This window comes from Arthrobacter sp. CJL-S3, from assembly GCF_056711635.1.
The window spans coordinates 2,807,955-2,827,657 of record NZ_CM160046.1 but is presented as its reverse complement, the minus strand read 5'-3'; the positions used below and the strand labels follow the sequence as shown (position 1 = coordinate 2,827,657).

General features: G+C 70.2%; 20 protein-coding genes. 15 read left to right on the top strand and 5 right to left on the bottom strand.

Features of this window, described 5'->3' with window-relative positions; genetic code table 11:
- Positions 1-38 precede the first annotated feature (38 nt).
- Together AC06G6_RS12870 and AC06G6_RS12865 are read left to right on the top strand one after the other, a co-directional pair.
- On the top strand, positions 39-347 hold the full coding sequence (locus AC06G6_RS12870) for a DUF3039 domain-containing protein (RefSeq protein WP_443094306.1): 309 nt from the start codon (positions 39-41) through the stop codon (positions 345-347).
- Between the two features lie 222 nt (positions 348-569).
- Entirely contained in the window at positions 570-2,348 is a 1,779-nt protein-coding gene (locus AC06G6_RS12865; RefSeq protein ID WP_479822619.1) for a DEAD/DEAH box helicase, read from the top strand.
- A gap of 113 nt (positions 2,349-2,461) precedes the next feature.
- Here the strand turns inward: AC06G6_RS12865 and AC06G6_RS12860 are convergent, their stop codons facing one another.
- The 3 genes from AC06G6_RS12860 to AC06G6_RS12850 form a co-directional block, all read right to left on the bottom strand.
- A complete protein-coding gene (locus tag AC06G6_RS12860) occupies positions 2,462-2,812 on the bottom strand; it encodes a hypothetical protein (protein WP_479822617.1) in 351 nt (116 codons plus the stop codon).
- A 61-nt stretch (positions 2,813-2,873) separates the two neighbouring features.
- Positions 2,874-3,569, bottom strand: a complete 696-nt coding sequence (locus AC06G6_RS12855) for an isochorismatase family protein (RefSeq protein WP_479822615.1) — start codon at positions 3,567-3,569, stop codon at positions 2,874-2,876.
- Positions 3,569-4,897 (bottom strand): nicotinate phosphoribosyltransferase, encoded by a 1,329-nt coding sequence (locus AC06G6_RS12850; protein WP_479822613.1) that lies wholly within the window; start codon positions 4,895-4,897, stop codon positions 3,569-3,571. The genes AC06G6_RS12855 and AC06G6_RS12850 overlap by 1 nt, the downstream gene beginning before the upstream one ends.
- A gap of 154 nt (positions 4,898-5,051) precedes the next feature.
- Between AC06G6_RS12850 and clpS the strand changes: the two genes are divergently transcribed.
- The 6 genes from clpS to rdgB all read left to right on the top strand — a co-directional run bounded on the left by clpS (position 5,052) and on the right by rdgB (position 9,476).
- The gene (gene clpS / locus AC06G6_RS12845; RefSeq protein ID WP_479822611.1) at positions 5,052-5,420 is read left to right on the top strand and encodes an ATP-dependent Clp protease adapter ClpS; all 369 of its coding nucleotides are present in this window, start codon (positions 5,052-5,054) and stop codon (positions 5,418-5,420) included.
- On the top strand, positions 5,413-5,979 hold the full coding sequence (locus tag AC06G6_RS12840) for a DUF2017 domain-containing protein (protein ID WP_479822609.1): 567 nt from the start codon (positions 5,413-5,415) through the stop codon (positions 5,977-5,979). The genes clpS and AC06G6_RS12840 overlap by 8 nt, the downstream gene beginning before the upstream one ends.
- 149 nt (positions 5,980-6,128) lie before the next feature.
- Positions 6,129-7,157 (top strand): glutamate racemase, encoded by a 1,029-nt coding sequence (gene murI / locus AC06G6_RS12835; RefSeq protein ID WP_479822607.1) that lies wholly within the window; start codon positions 6,129-6,131, stop codon positions 7,155-7,157.
- On the top strand, positions 7,154-7,951 hold the full coding sequence (locus tag AC06G6_RS12830; RefSeq protein ID WP_479822605.1) for an MBL fold metallo-hydrolase: 798 nt from the start codon (positions 7,154-7,156) through the stop codon (positions 7,949-7,951). Before murI ends, AC06G6_RS12830 begins: the two co-directional genes overlap by 4 nt.
- Positions 7,952-8,043: 92 nt before the next feature.
- Complete coding sequence (gene rph / locus AC06G6_RS12825) at positions 8,044-8,802, top strand: ribonuclease PH (protein WP_479822603.1); 759 nt, start codon at positions 8,044-8,046, stop codon at positions 8,800-8,802.
- The gene (rdgB, locus tag AC06G6_RS12820; RefSeq protein WP_479822601.1) at positions 8,799-9,476 is read left to right on the top strand and encodes an RdgB/HAM1 family non-canonical purine NTP pyrophosphatase; all 678 of its coding nucleotides are present in this window, start codon (positions 8,799-8,801) and stop codon (positions 9,474-9,476) included. The genes rph and rdgB overlap by 4 nt, the downstream gene beginning before the upstream one ends.
- Positions 9,477-9,587: 111 nt before the next feature.
- On the opposite strand, the gene AC06G6_RS12815 is transcribed toward rdgB, so the two are convergent.
- Positions 9,588-10,355 (bottom strand): VTT domain-containing protein, encoded by a 768-nt coding sequence (locus tag AC06G6_RS12815; protein ID WP_479828663.1) that lies wholly within the window; start codon positions 10,353-10,355, stop codon positions 9,588-9,590.
- 161 nt (positions 10,356-10,516) lie between these two features.
- On the opposite strand from AC06G6_RS12815, the gene AC06G6_RS12810 reads away from it, so the two are divergent.
- Positions 10,517-11,536: a 3'-5' exonuclease gene (locus AC06G6_RS12810; RefSeq protein WP_479822599.1), complete on the top strand. Its 1,020-nt coding sequence runs from the start codon at positions 10,517-10,519 to the stop codon at positions 11,534-11,536.
- 80 nt (positions 11,537-11,616) lie between these two features.
- Complete coding sequence (locus AC06G6_RS12805; protein ID WP_479822597.1) at positions 11,617-12,168, top strand: DUF4395 domain-containing protein; 552 nt, start codon at positions 11,617-11,619, stop codon at positions 12,166-12,168.
- A gap of 69 nt (positions 12,169-12,237) precedes the next feature.
- Here AC06G6_RS12805 and AC06G6_RS12800 read toward each other — a convergent pair whose 3' ends face one another.
- Entirely contained in the window at positions 12,238-13,353 is a 1,116-nt protein-coding gene (locus AC06G6_RS12800) for an ADP-ribosylglycohydrolase family protein (protein WP_479822595.1), read from the bottom strand.
- 88 nt (positions 13,354-13,441) lie between these two features.
- Between AC06G6_RS12800 and AC06G6_RS12795 the strand changes: the two genes are divergently transcribed.
- The 5 genes from AC06G6_RS12795 to AC06G6_RS12775 all read left to right on the top strand — a co-directional run bounded on the left by AC06G6_RS12795 (position 13,442) and on the right by AC06G6_RS12775 (position 19,589).
- Positions 13,442-13,798: a YidH family protein gene (locus tag AC06G6_RS12795; protein WP_479822593.1), complete on the top strand. Its 357-nt coding sequence runs from the start codon at positions 13,442-13,444 to the stop codon at positions 13,796-13,798.
- Positions 13,795-14,151 (top strand): DUF202 domain-containing protein, encoded by a 357-nt coding sequence (locus AC06G6_RS12790; RefSeq protein ID WP_479822591.1) that lies wholly within the window; start codon positions 13,795-13,797, stop codon positions 14,149-14,151. Before AC06G6_RS12795 ends, AC06G6_RS12790 begins: the two co-directional genes overlap by 4 nt.
- Positions 14,152-14,231: 80 nt before the next feature.
- The gene (locus tag AC06G6_RS12785) at positions 14,232-15,218 is read left to right on the top strand and encodes an MIP/aquaporin family protein (RefSeq protein ID WP_479822589.1); all 987 of its coding nucleotides are present in this window, start codon (positions 14,232-14,234) and stop codon (positions 15,216-15,218) included.
- Positions 15,219-15,291: 73 nt separating this feature from the next.
- Complete coding sequence (locus AC06G6_RS12780) at positions 15,292-16,470, top strand: exonuclease SbcCD subunit D (RefSeq protein ID WP_479822587.1); 1,179 nt, start codon at positions 15,292-15,294, stop codon at positions 16,468-16,470.
- The gene (locus tag AC06G6_RS12775) at positions 16,467-19,589 is read left to right on the top strand and encodes an AAA family ATPase (protein ID WP_479822583.1); all 3,123 of its coding nucleotides are present in this window, start codon (positions 16,467-16,469) and stop codon (positions 19,587-19,589) included. The genes AC06G6_RS12780 and AC06G6_RS12775 overlap by 4 nt, the downstream gene beginning before the upstream one ends.
- Positions 19,590-19,703 lie beyond the last annotated feature (114 nt).

Sequence of the window (19,703 nt, the reverse complement as noted above, 5' to 3'; positions counted from 1 at the left end):
CGTCCGATCCAGCCGCTAAGATGGGTCTCATGAACAGCATGACCGATCCTCTCGAAAACGACCCGATGCGCGAGCTCTCCGGAGCCGGGACGTCGACGGCCACAATCGAGCGCGAGGAACTGCGCCAGGAAGTGGAACCCGGTGACCGGGAACGCTTCTCGCACTATGTCCGCAAGGAAAAGATCATGGAATCCGCGCTGTCTGGCGAGCCCGTGATCGCCCTGTGCGGCAAGGTCTGGACTCCGGGCCGCGATCCGAAGAAGTTCCCCGTCTGCCCGGAATGCAAAGAGGTCTATGAGGGCCTCCGGCCGGGCGGCGACGGCGGCAAGGGCTCCGGCGACAAGTAGCGCGGCCAGACAAGGCGGCGGTGCCAGGGCCTTGCGGGTCACCGCGCCCCTGGCCCTCAGGCGTGCCGCGGTGCGCCGGGGACCCCTGTTCTCCCGGTGAATGATGCCCGGCCCATGCTGGCCGGTGATTGCTTACGGTTCATCCGAAAAGATTGGTGTTTTTTTGTGCTTACTTGGGTTTCTCCGGCAGCGGCAGCAGTGCGCGGAATGGAGGGCACCTAAGTGACAGAGACACTTTTTGGCGGACCCGTGCTTCCCCCCGCGTATCCCGAGCGGGCAGCCTGGGGCACCGCGCCCAAACTCCGTGCCTGGCAGCAGGAGGCCCTGGACAGCTACTTCACCACCCATCCCAGGGACTTCCTTGCGGTCGCCACGCCCGGCGCCGGTAAAACCACCTTTGCGCTCCGAGTGGCCTCCATGCTGATCGAGGCCAACATAGTCAACCGAGTCACCATTGTGGCTCCCACGGACCACCTGAAGCGGCAGTGGGCGGATGCCGCCGCCAAGGTGGGCATCGCCATCGATCCGAACTTCAAGAACGCCGACGGCCAGCACGGCCGCGGCTTCATCGGGGTCGCGGTCACCTACGCGCAGGTGGCGAGCAAGCCGATGCTGCACCGGGCCAAGACCGAGGCGGCCCGCACCCTGGTCATCCTCGACGAAATCCACCACGGCGGCGAGGCCCTGTCGTGGGGCGACGGGCTCCGCGAAGCGTTTGAGCCGGCGGCGCGCCGGCTCTCGCTGACCGGTACGCCGTTCCGTTCCGACACCTCGCCGATCCCGTTCGTGGAGTACGCCGAGGACCGGGACGGGATCCGGCGCTCCAAGGCGGACTATACGTACGGTTACGGCAAGGCCCTCCGGGACCACGTGGTCCGGCCCGTCATGTTCATGGCCTACTCCGGGCAGATGCGCTGGCGCACCAGCGGCGGCGAGGAGATGGCGGCCTCCCTCGGCGAGTCGGCGGTCACCAAGGACGTCACGTCCCAGGCCTGGCGGACTGCGCTCAATCCCGCCGGCGAATGGATCCCAGCGGTGCTGGCCGGGGCGGACAAGCGCCTCAGCGAGGTGCGCCGGACCGTTCCCGACGCCGGCGGGCTGGTCATCGCGACCGACCATGAGGACGCTCGCGCCTACGCCGGGCAGCTGAAGAAAATCACGGGCGAGTCGCCCACGGTGATTCTCTCCGACGACGTCAAGGCCTCCAGCAAGATCGAGGAGTTCACCGCCAGCGAGAAGCGCTGGATGGTGGCCGTGCGCATGGTCTCCGAAGGCGTGGACGTGCCGCGGCTCTCCGTCGGCGTGTACGCGACGTCCATCGCCACGCCGCTGTTCTTCGCCCAGGCCGTGGGGCGCTTCGTGCGCGCCCGGAAACGCGGGGAGACGGCGTCGGTCTTCCTGCCGTCCGTGCCGCAGCTGATGGCACTGGCGAACTCCATGGAGGCCGAGCGCGACCACGCCCTGGACCGTCCGGAAAAGGAGGACGGCGACGGCCTGTTCAATCCGGAGGACTCGCTGATGGACGAGGCGAACCGCGAGGAGAAGGCCTCCGATTCGCTGACGAAGGGCAAGTTTGAGGCCCTGGATTCGCAGGCCTCCTTTGACCGTGTGCTGTTCGACGGCGGCGAGTTCGGCACCGGCGGCGAGGTGGGCTCGGAGGACGAGCTGGACTTCCTCGGGATCCCGGGCCTGCTCGACGCCGATCAGGTGGGCACATTGTTGCGCCAGCGCCAGCACGAGCAGCTCAACCGCAAGAACGCGCGCGCCCCGCAGGCGGCGGCTGCGGTACCGGCCGTGCCGGACCACCGCATGCTGATGGACCTGCGCACCGAGCTGGCGAAGAATGTCGCGGCCTGGTCCGCGCGCACGGGCACCCCTCACGGCGTCATCCACACCAAGCTCAGGACGGTCTGCGGCGGCCCCGCGGTGGCCCAGGCCAATGAGGAACAGCTGCAGACCCGGCTGCGGAAGCTTCAGGACTGGTTCATCGGCCGGAAGTAGCGGCGGCACACACAGCCGCGGCACACAAAAGGGACCGGGGTCGGACTGTACAGTCCGGCCCCGGTCCCTTTTTGTGCAACTTCTCTGCGACTCCCGCCGGCGAAGGCGTGCTGCTACTGGCCGCCCGCGCCGCAGAGCTCGCTGAGGGTCTGGCCGGCAGCGGTGTAGCTGCCCTGCATCCCTTCGAGCTTGGCGGTGTCCTGAGTTTCCTTGGCCGACTCGTCCAGGAATTCGATGATGGAGTGCAGCGGGGCCTGGAGTTCCCCGGACGCGCTGGCCTCGATGGGCCGCAGCCGGTTGGCGAGGCGGATCATTCCCGCTTTGTCCTCGGCGGACGTCGGACCCGCGCCGACGGTCTGGACCCGGGCGCAGGTCTCGGCGGTGGTGTCTTGCGGGGCGGCCGAGCAGCCGGCAGCGCCGAGCAGGGCCCCGGCAACGATCAGGACGGTCAGGGTCTTCTTCATGGTGTACTCCGGGGTTCTTACGGGTCAGACGATATTGGCAGGGATTTCGAGTCTACTTCGCTCAGGCGATGTCGACCCCGCCGAGTTCCATCTCCGCGACGGCGTCGTCGAGATCCTCGGCGACCCCCACGGTCAGATCCCGCAGCACGGTCACGGAGTAGCCGGCCTGCACCCCGTCCAGCGCGGTTGCCTTGACGCAATGGTCGGTGGCGATCCCGACGACCACGACGTCCTCGACGTCGTGGCTCTGCAGCCAGTCGTCGAGCCCGATCGTATCCTCGCCGGCGGCGAAGTCGCCCGCGGCGAAATCACCGGCGGCGGCCTCGGCGTCGTCGGCCCCCGCCGCGCTGCCGGACGAACTTCCGGCGACCGGCATGGCCCCGGGCTTCCGGTCCCCGGAGGGAACGGCGTCCTCCGGCGCGAGCAGCCCTTCAAAACCCGAGTAGGCCGCGGTGTACTGGCCCTTGCGGAAGTAGGCCTGGATGTATTCGGTATCGAGGTCCGGGTGGAGCTCCGCGCCGCGGGTTCCGGCCACGCAGTGCCTCGGCCAGCTGTCGACGAAGTCCGGGTCGTCCGAAAAATGCGCGCCCGGGTCGATATGCCAGTCCTGGGTCGCCACGACGTGGTCAAACTGACCGTGGTGGGCGTCGACGTACTCGCTGATCGCGCCGGCGAGCGCCGCCCCGCCCTCGACGGCCAGGGAGCCGCCTTCGCAGAAATCGTTCTGGACGTCGACGATAATCAGGGCGCGGGACATCAGTTCTCCTCGTAGATGGTGGGGATGGCCGCTTCGCCGCGCTGCAGCCGGTTGACGACAGCGGGAAGCTCCTTCATGGTGTCCGCATGGCGCTGGCGTGCGCGGAGGACACCCTCCGCGCCGGTCCAGCCGGGCAGGAGTCCGCCGTTCTTGACGAACTGCTGCAGCAGCGGCCGGTCGTTGCCGTCGTCCTCCGGGCGGTGTCCGACGCCGACGATCTCCTGCGTGGCCGTGCCGCGCTCGTTGAGCTTGCGCAACGCGTACTTGCGCCCGCCCTTGCTGGTCTTGTTCTTGGCGGCCTTGGCCACGGACACGAAGTCGCCGTCGTCGTCCGTCCGGCTGACCAGCTTGTAGACCATGCTGGCCGTCGGGGCGCCGGAGCCGGTGACGAGGGAGGTGCCGACGCCATAGGAGTCAACCGGGGCGGACTGCAGGGCGGCGATGGCGAACTCGTCCAGGTCGGAGGTGACGATGATCCGGGTCCGCTCGTTGCCGAGGTCGTCCAGGAGCTGGCGCACCCACTGCGCCTGCGCCACCAGGTCGCCGGAGTCCAGGCGCACCGCACCCAGCTTGTCACCGGCCAGTTCGACGGCGGTGCGCACCGCGGCCTCGACGTCGTAGGTGTCCACCAGCAGCGCGGTGCCGGCGCCCATCGAGGCGATCTGCGCTTCGAAGGCCTCGCGCTCGGTGTCGTGCAGCAGGGTGAAGGAGTGCGCGGCGGTGCCTACGGTCTTGAGCCCGTAGCGCAGGCCCGCCTCCAGGTTCGAGGTGCTGTCGAAGCCGGCGATGATGGCCGCGCGGGCGGCGGAGACGGCGGATTCCTCCTGCGTGCGGCGCGAGCCCATCTCCACGCAGGGGCGGCTGCCGGCGGCGGTGATCATGCGCGAGGCCGCCGAGGCGATGGCGCTGTCGTGGTTAAGGATGGAGAGGATGTAGGTCTCGAGGATGCAGGCTTCGGCGAAGGTGGATTCGACGATCAGGATGGGGGAGTTCGGGAAGTACGCTTCGCCCTCCGCATAGCCCCAGATGTCCCCGGAGAAGGAGAACCCGGCCAGATAGTCCAGGGTTTCCTCGTTGACCACCTTGGTGCGGCGGAGGAAATCGATTTCGGTGTCGCCGAAGCGGAAGTCCGCAATGCCCTCCAGCAGCCGGCCGGTGCCGCCCACAATGCCGTAGCGGCGCCCGTCCGGCAGGCGCCGGGCGAAGGCCTCGAACACTGACTTGCGGTGGGCGGCGCCGGAATGCAGCGCGGCCTGCAGCATGGTCAGCTCGTAATGGTCGGTGTACAGGGACGTGCGGGGACGGTCCCAGCCAGCTGATGAACTCACGAATTCACTCTAGTCCCCACCGGCTCCCACGTCTCGCTTCGCTTCGCCGCGGGGCCCTCGCCGGCGTGGGCCCACCCACCGGCTCCCACGTCTCGCTTCGCTTCGCCGCGGGGCCCTTGCCGGCGTGGGCCCATCATCCCCATAGAATGGACAGATGACCCTCAGCGTTGCGCTCGGCCCTGACACCCAGGAGAGCACCCAGACCGGAACAGCGACGTCGACCGACGTCCTGTCCGCCCCGGACATCCCTTGGAACCTTGTGATCTGGAACGATCCGGTGAACCTGATGAGCTATGTGAGCTACGTGTTCCGCAGCTACTTCGGCTATTCCGAGGCCAAGGCGAACAAGCTCATGCTCGAAGTCCACAAAAAAGGCCGCTCCATCGTCGCGCACGGCAGCAAGGAGCAGGTGGAGCAGCACGCGGTCGCGATGCACGGCTACGGACTCTGGGCCACGGTGGAAAAGGCCACCGGCGGCGGCTCCGGCGGAGGATCAGGCAAGGGCAAAGGAAAACGTGGCTAAGGCATTCAAATACGGCGTCAAGGGCATCACGGGCTACCTGGAACCGGCCGAACGGGAACTGCTGCGCAGCCTCTTCGGCGACGTTGTGTCCATGCTTGAACCGGAGGAACGCGCCAACCAGGACCCCCTCGCCGCGCTCGTCGGACTCGACGCGGAGGCCCGCGAACCCTCGGACCGTGCCCTGCGCCGGCTGCTCCCGAACGTCTCGAAGAACGACGACGCCGCCTCGCTGGAGTTCCGCCGGTACACCGAGCGGTCGCTGCGCGAAAGCAAGATCGGCGCGCTGAAGGCCGCGTCCCTCGGACTGGACAAGGACGAGCTGGTCCTGACTCCCGCCGACGCGCGGCACTGGTCCATGGCGCTCAACGATGTCCGGCTGGTGCTGGCCGAACGCCTCGACATCCGCGACGACGAGGACGCCGGGCACGTGCACCTGATGCAGGACTGGTCCCAGGCCGAGGACGTCGAAAGCTACCTGGCCCTAGTCTACAACTTCACCACCTGGCTGCAGGAATCCCTCGTCCAGGCGATGCTGCAGTCGCTGGAGACGCGCGGCTGAGCTGCGGCCGGTAGCGGCTGAGTGCCGGCTGAGTGCCGCCGGGTGACGGCGGGCCGCGCAGCCTGCCGCGGCGTGTGACACATTCGACATGAGTCGGACGACACAATGAGATGGCCGCACCCCCGGCTAAGCCCTATCCTCGAATAATCATGACTTCAGCATCGAGCATGGATCCGGCAGCGGGAGCTGTTGCGGACTCCCCAGCGAGCAACAGCACCAGCAGCCAGACCGCCACCCGGATGGGATCGCGTCCCATCGGTGTGTTTGATTCCGGCGTCGGCGGACTCACCGTGGCCCGGTCCATCATCGACCAGCTGCCCAACGAATCCATCCTCTACGTCGGCGACACGGCCAACGGCCCCTACGGTCCGCTCCCCATCGCCGAGGTCCGGGCCAATGCCCTGGGCGTGATGGATGAGCTGGTGGACTCCGGCGTGAAGCTGCTGACCATCGCCTGCAACTCCGCATCCGCCGCCGTGCTCCGCGACGCCCGGGAACGCTACACGGCCCGCTACGGGATCCCCGTCATCGAAGTGATCCAGCCGGCCGTGCGCCGCGCTGTCGCCGCCACGCGCAGCGGCCGGGTCGGCGTGATCGGCACCTCGGCCACCGTCGGCTCCCGCGCCTACGAGGACACCTTCGCCGCCGCCCCGGACCTGCACATCACCTCCGCCGCCTGCCCCGCCTTCGTGCCCTACGTCGAGGCCGGCATCACCACCGGGCCGGAACTGCTCGCCGTCGCCCGAGAATACCTCGAGCCCCTCCGGGCCGCCGGGGTGGACACCGTGGTACTGGGCTGCACGCACTATCCGCTGCTCACCGGCGTCATCTCCTATGTGATGGGGGAGGACGTCACGCTCGTCTCCAGCGCCGAGGAGACGGCCAAGGACGTCTACCGGGCGCTGGCCTCCCGCGGGCTGGAACGGACCGACGCCTCGGCCCCGTCGCACAACTTCATCGCCACGGGGGACGCCGCACAGTTCGAGCACCTCGCCCGGCGCTTCCTCGGACCCGAAGTGCTCAGCGTCCGCCACGTCGACCACGTCGCGGCCCAGTACCCCACGGGCAGCCTGGCCCGGATCACGCCGGAAATGATCGCCGCCGCGCAGGCCGGCGCGGGACGCCCCCGGATCTCCAACTTCGTGGGCGGATCCGCGGGCGGGGGAACACTGCTGTGAAGCTGACCATCGTGGGCTGTACCGGATCCTTTCCGGGGCCCGGCTCGCCGGCGTCGTGCTACCTGCTGACCGCCAGCGACGGCGAGCGGAACTGGAAGATCGTCCTGGACCTCGGCAGCGGCGCGCTCGGTGCCATCCAGCGGTACACGGACCTTGAGGACATTGACGGGATCTTCCTCACCCACCTGCATCCTGACCACTGCATGGACCTGTGCGGGCTCCACGTCGCGGTGCGCTGGAAGCCCGGCGGCTGGGGGCGGGGCAGGATCCCGGTCTGGGGGCCCGCCGCCACCGCCGACCGGATGGCCACCGCCTACGGCCTGGAACTGGACCCGGGCATGCACGAGGAATTCGACTTCAGCAACTGGTCCGAGCGCAAGCCCGTGACGATGGGCCCGTTCACGGTCACCCCGTACGCCGTCAACCACCCGGTGGAGGAGGCGTACGCGCTCCGTGTGGAGGTCACCGAGCCGGATAAGGACGGCAACCCCGTCACCCGGGTGCTGAGCTATTCGGGCGACACCGACTCCTGCGGCGGGCTGGAGGACGCGGCCCGCGACGCCGACCTGTTCCTGTGCGAGGCGGCGTTCGAGGAAGGCCGCGACGACGGCATCAAGGACGTGCACCTGACCGGCAAGCGGGCCGGGGAGGCCGCCGTCGCCGCCGGCGCCCGGCGGCTGCTGCTGACCCACATCCCGGTCTGGACGTCCCCGACCACCGTTATGGCCGAGGCCAAGGGCGTCTTCGGCCAGCACGTGGCAGTGGCCGTGGCAGGCGTGCACTACACGATTTGAGCCCGCGCCCCTCCTTGGTCCGGACTGCTCCGGGCGGCCCGGGCGGGCCGGGCGTGCTCTGTTGGCCCGCTAAGGGTCGATAAGCTGGTGGCATGACTTCCGAAGCCCTGACTGCCCCTATCATCCGCGCCGATGGCCGTACCCCCGATCAGCTCCGTCCGATCAGCATCACCCGCGGCTGGTCCAAGCAGGCCGAGGGATCGGCCCTGATCGAGTTCGGCAACACCCGGGTGCTGTGCACCGCCTCCCTCACCGAGGGCGTTCCGCGCTGGCTCAAGGGCGAGGGCCGCGGCTGGGTCACGGCCGAATACGCCATGCTGCCGCGCGCCACCAACACCCGCTCCGACCGCGAGTCCGTCAAGGGCAAAATCGGCGGCCGCACCCACGAGATCTCCCGGCTGATCGGCCGCTCGCTGCGTTCCATCATTGACACCAAGGCCCTGGGCGAAATCACGATCGTGCTGGACTGCGACGTCCTGCAGGCCGACGGCGGAACCCGCACCGCCGCCATCACGGGCGCCTACGTGGCGCTGGCCGACGCCATCCGCTTCGCCCGCGAGAACAAGATGATCGCCCGCAACGCCCAGCCCCTGGTCGACACAATCGCCGCCGTCTCCGTGGGCATCATCGACGGAGTCCCGATGCTGGACCTGCCGTACGTGGAGGACGTCCGGGCCGAGACCGACATGAACGTCGTCGTCACCGGTTCCGGCAAGTTCGTTGAAGTCCAGGGCACCGCCGAGGGCGCCCCCTTCGACCGCGACGAGCTCAACAAACTGCTGGACCTCGCGCTGATGGGCACCGAGCAGCTCGCCGCGATCCAGCGCGAAACCCTGGCGGAAGCCCCGTGACAGCCGGCGCTGCCGGGCAGGAAACGGCCGAGCGCGCCGCCGCGCCGGTGCTGGTGCTCGCCACGCACAACCAGGGCAAGCTCCGGGAGCTTCGAGAACTGCTGCGCGGGCAGGTGCCCGGCCTCGACGTCGACACCCAGGTGGTGGATGCGGGCGCGGTAGGCGCCCCCGACGTCGCCGAGACCGGTGTGACCTTCGCCGAGAATTCGCTGCTCAAGGCGCGCGCGGTGGCGCAGGCGACCGGGCTCGTGGCGATCGCCGACGATTCCGGCCTCGCCGTCGACGTGCTCGGCGGGGCGCCCGGCATCTTCTCGGCCCGCTGGGCGGGCCGCCACGGGGACGATGCCGCAAACCTGAGGCTGCTGCTGGACCAGCTGGCCGACGTTCCCGACGAGTACCGCGGCGCCGCGTTTGTCTGCGCCGCGGCGCTGGCGGTGCCTGGTTCAAGCCCGGACGAGGGCCGGGAAGTTGTCGAGTACGGGCAGCTCGAGGGGACGCTGCTGCGCGAACCGCGCGGGGCCGGGGGCTTCGGCTACGACCCGGTGCTGCAGCCGAGCGGTCTGGAACGCAGCTGCGCGGAGCTGAGCCCGGCGGAGAAGAACGCCATCAGCCACCGCGGGCACGCGTTCCGGGCGCTGCTCCCGGCGATTGTGGAGGCGCTGTCCGGGCGGTAGCCGCTGCCGCCGTCGTGTCCGACAACGGACAGTTAAGCAAGGAAGGCGCCCCACATTGTGGGGCGCCTTCCTTTTGGGCTGTTAGCCGGGCCAGCTCGACCGGTGCCGGAGTTACGGGGTCTTGCGTTCCTCTTCGGGCTCGTGCTCCTCGATGAACTCCTCGACGAGGTCCGTGCCGTATTTGTCGGCCTGGCGCTTGGCGATGAAGCCGCGGGCGACCTCAATGCCGATCGGGATCACGGAGACCAGGACGATCACGATGAAGATGATGTCCAGGTTTTCGCGGACCCAGGGGAACGTGTCGCCCAGCAGGTAGCCCAGCAGGGTGACGCCGCCGCCCCACAGCAGCGCGCCGATGACGTTGAAGAAGAAGAACTTGCGCTTGTCCATCTGCGCGACGCCCACGATCACCGGGACGAAGGTCCGGATGATCGGCACGAAACGGGCCAGGATCAGGGCCTTGCCGCCGTGCTTCTCGAAGAAGGCATGGGCGCTTTCGACGTTTTCCCGCTTGAAAAGCCGGGAGTTGGGCTTGTTGAAGATGGCCGGGCCGGCTTTGGATCCGATCAGGTAGCCGATCTGGTTCCCGATGATGGCTGCGATGATGATCAGTCCGACAAAAGCCCAGATGTTGAACTTGATGGTTCCGGTGGCCACGAGCAGCCCGGCCGTGAAGAGCATCGAGTCGCCCGGCAGGAAGAAGCCGATCAGCAGGCCGGTCTCAGCGAAGATGATGCCGCAGACCAGCAGCACCACCCAGGGCGCGAGGGCGGGGTCGGCCAGGAAGACCTGGGGGTTCAGCCAGTCGGGCAGGAAGGAGGCCAGCTGCGGCTGTACCGGGCCTGCGCCGCCGATCGTGGACACGGCAAAGTCGCTCAAAGCTAAAAGGTTCACCTGTCAAGGGTACTGGACGGCCGCCGTCGGGCGCTCCCGGCGGGCGGGCGAAGGGCAGGTAAATGACGCGGCATGGGCGGTGCCACGGGCACGGCACGGGCGAGGCCTGGGCGGGGCGGGCCGGAATCCGGCGGTAATGTTGGAGCGTGGGTTTGGACTTTACAGCGATCGACTTTGAGACCGCGAACGGCTTCCGCGGTTCACCGTGCGCTGTTGGCCTGAGCAAAGTGCGCGGCGGCGTGGTGGTCGAGGAGGCCTCCTGGCTGATGCGGCCGCCGGAAAACCACGACCGCTTCGACCACAACAACGTCCGGATACACGGCATCAGGCCCGAACAGGTGGCCGGGCTGCCGCGCTTCGGTGAGCTCTTCCCGGAGATCGGCGCGTTCATCGGCGGCGACGTGCTCGCCGCCCACAATGCCGCCTTCGACCTCGGTGTGATCCGCTCCGGCCTGGAGGTCTCCGGACTGGCCGGCCCGGCGTATGACTATGTCTGCACGGTGATGCTGTCCCGCCGCTGCTACTCCCTGGTGTCCAATTCCCTGCCCTACGCGGCCGAGGAGGCCGGAGTTCCGCTGGTCAACCACCACGACGCCGCCGAGGACGCGCGCGCCTGCGCCGGGATCCTGATCGACATTGCCGCGCGCAACGGTGCCGGCAGCATCGCGGAGCTGTTCCTGTCCCTGGGACTGACGGTGTCCCGCCAGCCGGCGTTCGACCCGCTGCGGGACCCGCTCTCCAAGGCCAGCCAGTCAGCCCTGGACGCCCTCGCCGGGGGACCGGCTGCAGCGGCTCCGGCCCGGGCCTACCAGCCCGGCTGGCCGGAAGAGGGCGCCAACCCGCTGCCGAACGCCTTCGCGGAAACCGGCCACCCGTTGTTCGGCCAGACCGTGGTGTTCACCGGCGAACTCGCCATCCCCCGCCCCGAGGCGAAGATCCGGTCCGCTGAACTCGGCGCCAGGCCGGAGAGCCGGGTGACGGCCCGCACCACCGTCCTGGTGGTGGGGGACGGCTTCGTGGCCGCCGACCTGCGCTCCGGCCGCCTCACCGGCAAGGCCCGGCGCGTGCTGGAGCTCCACGAACGGGGCCAGCGGATCGAGGTCCTCTCCGAGGGCGAATTCCTGCAGATGGTGGGCGGCCACGTCGCCTCCGCGGCGATTGCCTGACCCTGCCGGTCGAGGGCGCCGTGGGTCATACTGCGCAACAATCATTCCGCCCGGGGCGGTCCTGCTCCTAGCCTTGGACGATGAGCAAACTGACCGCGGCACCTCCCACGCCCGCGCCTGCATCGTCGACTGCAGGTAGGGGCGGCATAAGCTGGCGGAGGGTCTTCGCGTTTCCGAACCCGGTCAATGAGTATGCGGCCCGCATCACGGCCGGGCTTGTGGTGCTGCTGTCCGTGCTGACGCTGCTGACCGGCTTCGGCTGGGGCCTGGCCGTCATCGCCGCGGGGTTCTGGCTGCGCGTCCTGTTCGGCCCGCGGATCTCGCCGCTGGCCCAGCTGTCCGTGAAGGTCCTGACGCCGCGGCTGGGCAAGACCCGGCTGGTCCCGGGCCCGCCGAAGCGCTTCGCCCAGGGCATCGGCGCCGCCGTGTCCACCGCGGCGGCCCTGTTGCTGGCGTTGGGGCTGGCGCCGGCCGCTTGGATCCTGCTCACGGTCCTGATTGTCGCCGCGTCGCTGGAAGCGTTCGCGGGCTTCTGCCTCGGCTGCGCCATCTTCGGCTTCCTGCAGCGCCGCGGCCTGATCCCCGAGGACGTGTGCGAGGCCTGCAACAACATTTCGCTCCGCCGCGCCTGAGGTCCCGGGCCACCCCGCCCTGTGCACCAGCCGGCGCCGGGTATCGGCAGGCGCCGGGTCACTTCCCGGTCAGGCTCCGGTGACCGCTGCCAGCTGCGACGCCATGCCCCGGATGACCTCCGGGGCCTCCAGGGCTTCGAGCCACTGCGCCGGAAGGCAGTCCTCCCCGTAGAACGTTCCGAGGATGTTGCCGGCAATCGAGGCGGTGGAGTCGCTGTCGCCGCTGTGGTTCACCGCGACGGCGATGGCCGCGCGGAAGTGGGCCTCCGGGTGCCCGGCAGCCGCCGTCGGACCCGGCGCGGTGGCCAGGACCGCGTACAGCGCGACGGCGAGTGCCTCCTCCGCCACCCACCCTTCGCCGAGCTCGCGGACCAGGTCCTCGGGCTCCAGCACCACGCCGGCGGTGCCAAGCCGGAGGGCGGCCTCCAGCCGGGCGACAACATCGGGGTCGGGTTCCTCACCCTTGCGCAGGTGGCCGGCGTCCAGCTGTCCGAGGGCGTAGTCCGCTGCCTCCCGCAGGCCCTGCCCGGCGGTCAGGGCATGGATGACGAGGCTGAAGATCCCGGCGCTCTGCCGGGCCGCGGGGTGCCCGTGGGTGAGCGAGGCCGCGTCGGCGCTGAGCTTGTAGATGGCGTCGGCGGCGATGTAGGGGATGAGGCCGAACGGGGCGGAGCGCATCACCGTGCCGCATCCCTTGGAGTCCGGGTTGACCGGCCGGAAGAATGTTCCCATTTCCCCGGTGGCCAGCCCGCTCAGGCAGGCGTTCCCCGGCGCGCGGCGGTGCTTGAGGACGCCGTGGGAATCGATCCAGCGGGGCGGCTGGAACGGCGCGGCCTCCGGGACGGGAACATCCTGGGTGGCGAGCCAGCGCAGGTACGCGAGCCACAGGCACGCGTTCGTGTCCGCGGCCACGCCCGAGTTGGCCCACTCCAGCGCCTCCAGCAGCCCGTCCACGGTGTAGAGCGTGAGCTGCGTGTCGTCCGAAAAGTGGCTGCCGCCGTCGAGCGCGGAAAAGTCCTGCAGCCCGCCCGGGCCGAACCTCCCGCGGATGGCGGAGATGTCGTCGAATTCGACGGCGTACCCGAGCGAATCACCCAGCGCGCCGCCCAGCAGGCACCCGTGGATCCGGGAGGCGTGCGACGGCGTCGGTGATGGTCCGGGGGTAGTGACGGGCTCGGTGCTCATGACTTAGAATTTTACCCCCGGCCCCGGACAGGAGCCGGCCATCAGCGTACGGCGCCGCAAAAGTCAACACCGGGACAGCAGGGGACGAATGCGCGAACCAGCGTGGCGGAAGACCGGATCCACCCCTGACTACCGGTTCTCGCTGGCCAATGAAACGACGTTCCTGGCCTGGATCAGGACCTCCCTGGCGCTGATCGTGGGGGCCCTGGCCATCGACCAGCTGTTCCCGGACATCGCCCCGGCCCCGCTGCGGATCTCCCTGTGCGTGGCGCTGGCGGTCATCGGCGCCGTCCTGGCCGTGGTGGCCTACCGCCGCTGGGCGCAGATGGAAGAGGCCATGCGCAACAACCGCGAGCTGCCGTTTTCCGGTGTGATGCTAGTGATGACGGTAGGGGTTGCGGCCGCGGCGTTCGTCCTGGCCGTACTGCTCCTGGTGGCGCGGTGAGCGCCGGGGCCGTCCGCGACCCCGGGCTGCAGCCGGAGCGGACCTCGCTGTCGTGGAGCCGGACGCTGCTGGCGCTCTTTGCGGCCGACGTGCTGATTTGGCGCAGCTGGGCGGTCGCGGCAACCGATCCCGCCCCCGCCACCCGGGCAGGGACGGGAACCACGGACTATCTGGGGGTCTGCGCCCTGACGGCGGTGGTGGCCACTGTGGTGCTGTGCCTCTGTGTCCTGGCCCGGGCACGGCAGCTCCGGCACTCCTCCTACGCGCCGCCGCGCTCGCTGATGCGCTGGGCCGCCGCCGGGGTGGTCGTGCTGGGCGGCACTGCGGTCGCCGCGATTGCGCTGGGACGCTGAGCCGCTAACCCCGGGTCCAGCCAACGTCCAGACTCCGCTGGCAGACTGCTCGCTGACCCCAAGCAAAGGAATTCCCGCACATGATCACGCCTGCGTCAGCCCCCGCGTCACCCGACGGGCCGGCCGCCACCCCCGACCCGGCCCGTCCCGGGCGGTGGGGCCGGCTGTCCGCCGAGGCCTTTGGGACCTTCTTCGTGGTGGTCGCCGGCCTGGGCGTTCCGCTGTTCACCATTCCGCAGTCGAACGCGCTGTCCGCCTCGCTGGCTGCGGGGCTGGCGCTGACCGCCGCGATGCTGGCGTTCGGGTACCTCTCCGGCGGGCACTTCAATCCCGTGGTGACGGCCGGAAGCGCCATTGCGGGCAGCCTCCGGCCCGCTGACGCCGCGGCGTACGTGGGCGCGCAGCTGGTGGGTGCGCTGCTCGCCGGGGTGACACTCTTCGCGATCCTGAGCACCGTCCCCAACATCGCCGACACCAGGACCGCCTTTGACACGGTGACCGCCGGGTTCGGCGAGAATTCGATCATCCAGGTGCCGCTGGCCGGTGTGCTGCTCATCGAGGTGGTCGGCGCCGCCCTGCTGGTGGCCGTCTACCTGGGCAGCACGGCGGCCCGGAACCCGTCGCGGCTCGCGGCACCGTTCGCCGTCGGCCTGACCATGGCCGTGCTCCTGCAGATCGGCCAGGCGGCCGGCAACACTCCCTTCAACCCGGCCCGAGCCACCGCGTCGGCCCTCTTCAGCAGTCCCGACGCGCTCGGGCAGCTGTGGCTCTTCTGGGTTGCCCCGCTGCTGGGCGCGGCCCTGGCCGGACTGGTGTTCCGCGGCTTTGGCCTGTTGACGCCGGCAGCGGTTCCGGCGCCGGACACGGCGGGCACACCGGACACGGCTGATGCGGTGGACGACGACGCCGCCCTCCTGGCCGAGTCCGGTATGGCCGGGTCTGAGGCCGTGGCCGCGGCACCGGCGGTCACAACAGCCACGCCAGCACCCGGAAGCCGCACGGCCGGGGAGGCCCGCACTGCCAGCCAGGACGAGGCCCGCGACTTCTTCGACAAGCGCGGCGACTAGTCCGCCCCCCGCTCCCGCTGCCGCCCCGGTGCGGTGGCGCAATCCTGTCGGTGCCAGCCGATACCGTAGGAACATGCGGTTATTGCACACATCGGACTGGCACCTGGGCCGGTCGTTCCACGGCGTCGGGATGCTCGACGCCCAGCGCGCGTTCATCGACCAGCTCGTCACCTTCGTCCGGGACGAGGCAATCGACGTCGTCCTGATCGCCGGCGACGTTTACGACCGCGCCCTGCCCGGAGTCGACGTCGTCCGCCTGCTCGACGACGCCCTGGTGGGCCTGACCGGCGCGGGCGCCGAGGTGGTGCTGACCAGCGGCAACCACGACTCGGCCATCCGGCTGGGCTTCGCCTCCCGGCTGCTGGAACGCGGGGGAGTGCACCTGCGCACCCGGCTCAGCGAGCTGGACCAGCCCGTGCTGTTCCCGCTCGACGCTGCTGATCCGGACGCCGGAGCGGTACTCGCCGTCTACGGCATCCCCTGGCTGGAACCGCGGCTCGTGGCCGAACAGCTCGGCGTCGACACCGCCAGCCACTTCGAGGTGACCCGGGCCGCCACCGCCCGGATCCGCGCCGACCTCGCGGCCCGGGCCGGAACCCGGACCGTCCATTCCGTGGTGCTCGCGCACACCTTCGCCAGCGGCGGCATCAGTTCCGACAGCGAGCGGGACCTCAGCATCGGCGGCGTCGGCGCCGTCCCGCTGGACCTCTTCGACGGCTTCGGCTACACGGCACTGGGCCACCTGCACGGCCGGCAGGAACTCTCGCCCGCTGTCCGCTACTCCGGTTCACCGCTCGCGTACTCCTTCTCCGAAGCGAAGCACAAAAAAGGCAGCTGGCTCGTGGACGTCGATGCGGCCGGCGTCCGAGAGGTCCGCGAGGTGCTGTGGGAGGCGCCCCGGACGCTGGCCGTGCTGAGGGGCAGACTGGAGGAACTGCTCGCGGCCGAGGACCATGCCTGGGCGGAATCCGCCTACTGCCAGATCACCCTGACGGACGCCCAGCGTCCGGCGCAGGCGATGGAACGGCTGCGCTCGCGGTTCCCCGACACCCTGGTGCTGGGGTTCGACCCTGAAGGTGCAGGCGCCGCCGCCAAAACCACCTACAGCAGCAGGCTTGCCGAGGCCGAGGACGACCTGTCCGTCTGCTGCGGTTTCCTGGAACACGTCCGCGGCCGGGCCGCCGACGACGGTGAGGCGGCGATCCTCGCCGAAGCCCTGGAATCCGTGCGCCTGGAAGGAATTTCGCTGTGAGGATCCACCGTCTCGAGATTTCCGCTTTCGGACCGTTCGCCGCTACCGAACACATTGATTTTGACCGGCTGAGCGCCCACGGGCTGTTCCTGCTGAACGGTCCCACGGGGGCCGGCAAGACCAGCGTGCTGGACGCCATCTGCTTCGCGCTCTACGGGTCCGTGCCCGGGGCGCGGCAGGACGGCAAGCGGCTGCGCAGCGACCACGCCGAGGCCGCGGCCGAGCCCCGCGTCACCTGCGAGTTCTCCGCCCGCGGCCGGCACTTCGAAGTCTCCCGTTCCCCCGCCTGGGACAAACCCAGCGCCAGGGGCCGGAACGGGTTCACCGTCCAACAGGCCAACACCCTGCTCCGCGAACGCGTCGACGGCGAATGGATCGAAAAGTCCGGCCGCAACGACGAAGCCGGCGCCGAGATCACCGACGTCCTGGGCATGAACCGGGACCAGTTCACCCGCGTGGTGATGCTCCCGCAGGGCGACTTCGCCGCCTTCCTGCGCTCCAAGGCCGCCGACCGCCTCGAACTGCTGCAGAGCCTCTTCGGCACCCAGCGTTTCGAGGCCGTGGAACAGGAACTCGGCCGGAAGGCCCAGGCTGCCCGCACCGACGTCGCCAGCCTCACTAATCAGCTGGAGCTCCTGCTCGCCCAGGCGGAATCCGAAACGGCCACGCTGGAGCTTGACCCCACCGCCGCCCCGGACCGGACCGACCCGGATGCCTTCCTCGCCTGGCTCCAGGTGCAGGCCGGCACCGCCGCAGAGCAGCGCCGCGCCGCCGCGCTGGAGGCCGAGGTGCTGCGGGCCGGCCGCCTGTCCGCCCGGGACGCCGAGACAGCGCGTGCCGCCCGCCAGGCCAAGCTGGCGGCGGCGGAACGCCGTCGCGCCGAGGCTGAGGCCGCCGCCCCCGCAGCTGCCGCAAAGAACGGACAGTTAAGGCTGCACCGCCAGGCCGAAGTCCTCAGCGGCCAACTGCACGCGGTGGATAGCGCCGGAACGGCCGAGGCCCTGGCTGCCGCTGCCATGGCCGCCGCCGCGGAAGACCTGCGCACCGCGGCCCTCACCGACCCCGAACTCGCCGCGCTGCGGAACGGGACCCCGGGCGGCACCGCCGACCCGGAGCCTGACAGCCCCGGCGGCACCGGCAAGACCACCTTCGACGGCTCCGCCTCCGGCAGCTCCGCCTTCGACGGGGACGCGCTGCGGACCGCGCTGCGCGGGCTGCGGTCCCTGCGCGCGGTGCTGGACGAGCGGCTGCCCGACGAGGCCAGGCTCGCCGGACTCAGGAGCCGCACCGCACAGCTGCGCCTCAGCCTCGCGCAGCTGGAAGAGGGACGGACCTCCGGGGCGGCGGCCCTGGCCGCCCTGCGCGGGGAGTCCGACGCCCTGGCCGCCGGGTTGCGTCCGCTCGAAGAACTCGCCGCCGAAGTGCAGCTGCGGACGAAAGAGGCCGCCGCCGCGGAGGAACTGCTGGTCCTGGTCCGGCGCTACGCCGCGGCCGGGAAGAACTGCGGAGCCGTCGCCGAACGTCACGGCCGCGCCCGGGAAGAGTACCAGGACCGCCGCCAGCGGTGGCTCGATCTCCGCGAGGAACGGCTGGCCAACGCTGCCGCGGAACTCGCGTCCCAGCTGGAGCCCGGCGTCCCGTGTGCCGTGTGCGGCAGCCCCGAACACCCGGCACCTGCCCCGGCTGCGGCCTCCGCCCTGACCGTGGCCGAGGCCGAGGAAACCGCGCAGCGCGCCTGCGAGGTGGCGGAAGCCGCGCTGGCGGCGCTCGACCGCGAACTCTCCGAGGCCCGGCAGGCCCTCGCCGTGCTGGCGGCCCAGGGAGGCGACACCGAGCCCGAGGACGCCACCCTCGAGGCCAGCCTGGCAAAGGAACGTGCCGCCGAGGCGCGCCGCGCCGCGGCGGAGCTTGCCGCCAGCCGCGCACGGCACACCGAACTGGAACAGGAGATCGCCGGCGCCGAACAGGACCAGGCGGCCGCGGCGGCAGGCATCGCCCAGACCGAATCCACCCTCACGGAAGTCCGGGACCAGGCCGACTCCCTCGAGGAGGCCCTCGACAAACTCCGGGCGGGCCACACGGTCCTGGCCAGGCGCATCGCAGCGCTGGACGGCACCGCCGCCGTGCTGGAACGCGCCGATGCGGCGCGGACCCGGCTGGAACAGGCCACGGCCCGTTCCGCCGACGCCAGGCTGCAGCTGGAGCTGGCGCTTCCGGGCACCGGCTTCGAGTCCGCGGACGCGGCCCGGGCCGTGCTGCTCCCGGCCGCGGACGCCGCGGCACTGGAAGCCGCCGTCCGCTCCGGCCAGGACGAAGCGGCCCGGATCGAGGAACTCTTCGCCAGCGAGGAACTTGTGCTGGCCTCGCAGGAGCTGGAAACAGAGGGACCTCTCGTCGAGGGGCTCGTGGACCAGCTCCGCGCAGACGCCGCTGCGGCGGAACGTTCAGCCCGGGACGCGGAGCTCGCAGCCGGCCTGGCGGAAAAATCCGTGCGGACCCTGGGAGCCATCGCCGCCAACTACGCGCAGCTTGCCGAGTCCGGACGGGAACCGCGCAGACGGGCGCAGCTGCTGACCGCCGTCGCCGACGCGGCCCGCGGCACGGGAGACAACAGCTACCGCATGAGCCTGAACAGCTACGTGCTCGCCGCGAGGCTCGAACAGGTGGCCGTGGCGGCCTCGGAGCGGCTGATCGGGATGAGCGACGGCCGCTACACCCTGCAGCACACGGACGCCAAGGCGGCCCGCGGCGCGAAGTCCGGCCTCGGCCTGGAGGTGGTGGACGAATGGACCGGGCAGCGGCGCGACACCGCAACCCTGTCCGGCGGCGAGTCCTTTATGGCCTCGCTCGCGCTGGCCCTGGGACTGGCGGATGTGGTGCAGCAGGAATCCGGCGGTGTGGACATCGAGACGCTGTTCGTCGACGAGGGCTTCGGCAGCCTCGACGAACAGGCCCTCGAGCAGGTCATGGACGCCTTGGAGGGGCTCCGGGACGGCGGGCGCGTCGTCGGCCTGGTGAGCCATGTCGGGGAAATGAAACAGCGCATCGGCACCCAGCTCCAGGTGGTCAAGGGACGCAACGGTTCCACCCTGCACATCTCCGACGACGCCCCGGTCTGATCCGCGCCCGCGCCCGGCCGCCGGGCCTGCGCGAGCGGGCACGCCTGCGGCTACAATGGGTGAGTTACCGGGTCGCGCGCATCGGGAGGAGGGACGATGCGCACCATTGAACGA

What these genes read in the sequence shown, in the direction of transcription:
- AC06G6_RS12870 (WP_443094306.1), top strand. Translation starts at nt 39, where the DNA reads ATGACCGATCCTCTCGAAAACGACCCGATGCGCGAGCTCTCCGGAGCC.
- AC06G6_RS12805 (WP_479822597.1), top strand. Translation starts at nt 11,617, where the DNA reads ATGAGCAAACTGACCGCGGCACCTCCCACGCCCGCGCCTGCATCGTCG.
- AC06G6_RS12800 (WP_479822595.1), bottom strand. Translation starts at nt 13,353, where the DNA reads ATGAGCACCGAGCCCGTCACTACCCCCGGACCATCACCGACGCCGTCG.
- AC06G6_RS12795 (WP_479822593.1), top strand. Translation starts at nt 13,442, where the DNA reads ATGCGCGAACCAGCGTGGCGGAAGACCGGATCCACCCCTGACTACCGG.
- AC06G6_RS12855 (WP_479822615.1), bottom strand. Translation starts at nt 3,569, where the DNA reads ATGTCCCGCGCCCTGATTATCGTCGACGTCCAGAACGATTTCTGCGAA.
- AC06G6_RS12785 (WP_479822589.1), top strand. Translation starts at nt 14,232, where the DNA reads ATGATCACGCCTGCGTCAGCCCCCGCGTCACCCGACGGGCCGGCCGCC.
- AC06G6_RS12780 (WP_479822587.1), top strand. Translation starts at nt 15,292, where the DNA reads ATGCGGTTATTGCACACATCGGACTGGCACCTGGGCCGGTCGTTCCAC.
- AC06G6_RS12860 (WP_479822617.1), bottom strand. Translation starts at nt 2,812, where the DNA reads ATGAAGAAGACCCTGACCGTCCTGATCGTTGCCGGGGCCCTGCTCGGC.
- murI (WP_479822607.1), top strand. Translation starts at nt 6,129, where the DNA reads ATGACTTCAGCATCGAGCATGGATCCGGCAGCGGGAGCTGTTGCGGAC.
- clpS (WP_479822611.1), top strand. Translation starts at nt 5,052, where the DNA reads ATGACCCTCAGCGTTGCGCTCGGCCCTGACACCCAGGAGAGCACCCAG.
- rph (WP_479822603.1), top strand. Translation starts at nt 8,044, where the DNA reads ATGACTTCCGAAGCCCTGACTGCCCCTATCATCCGCGCCGATGGCCGT.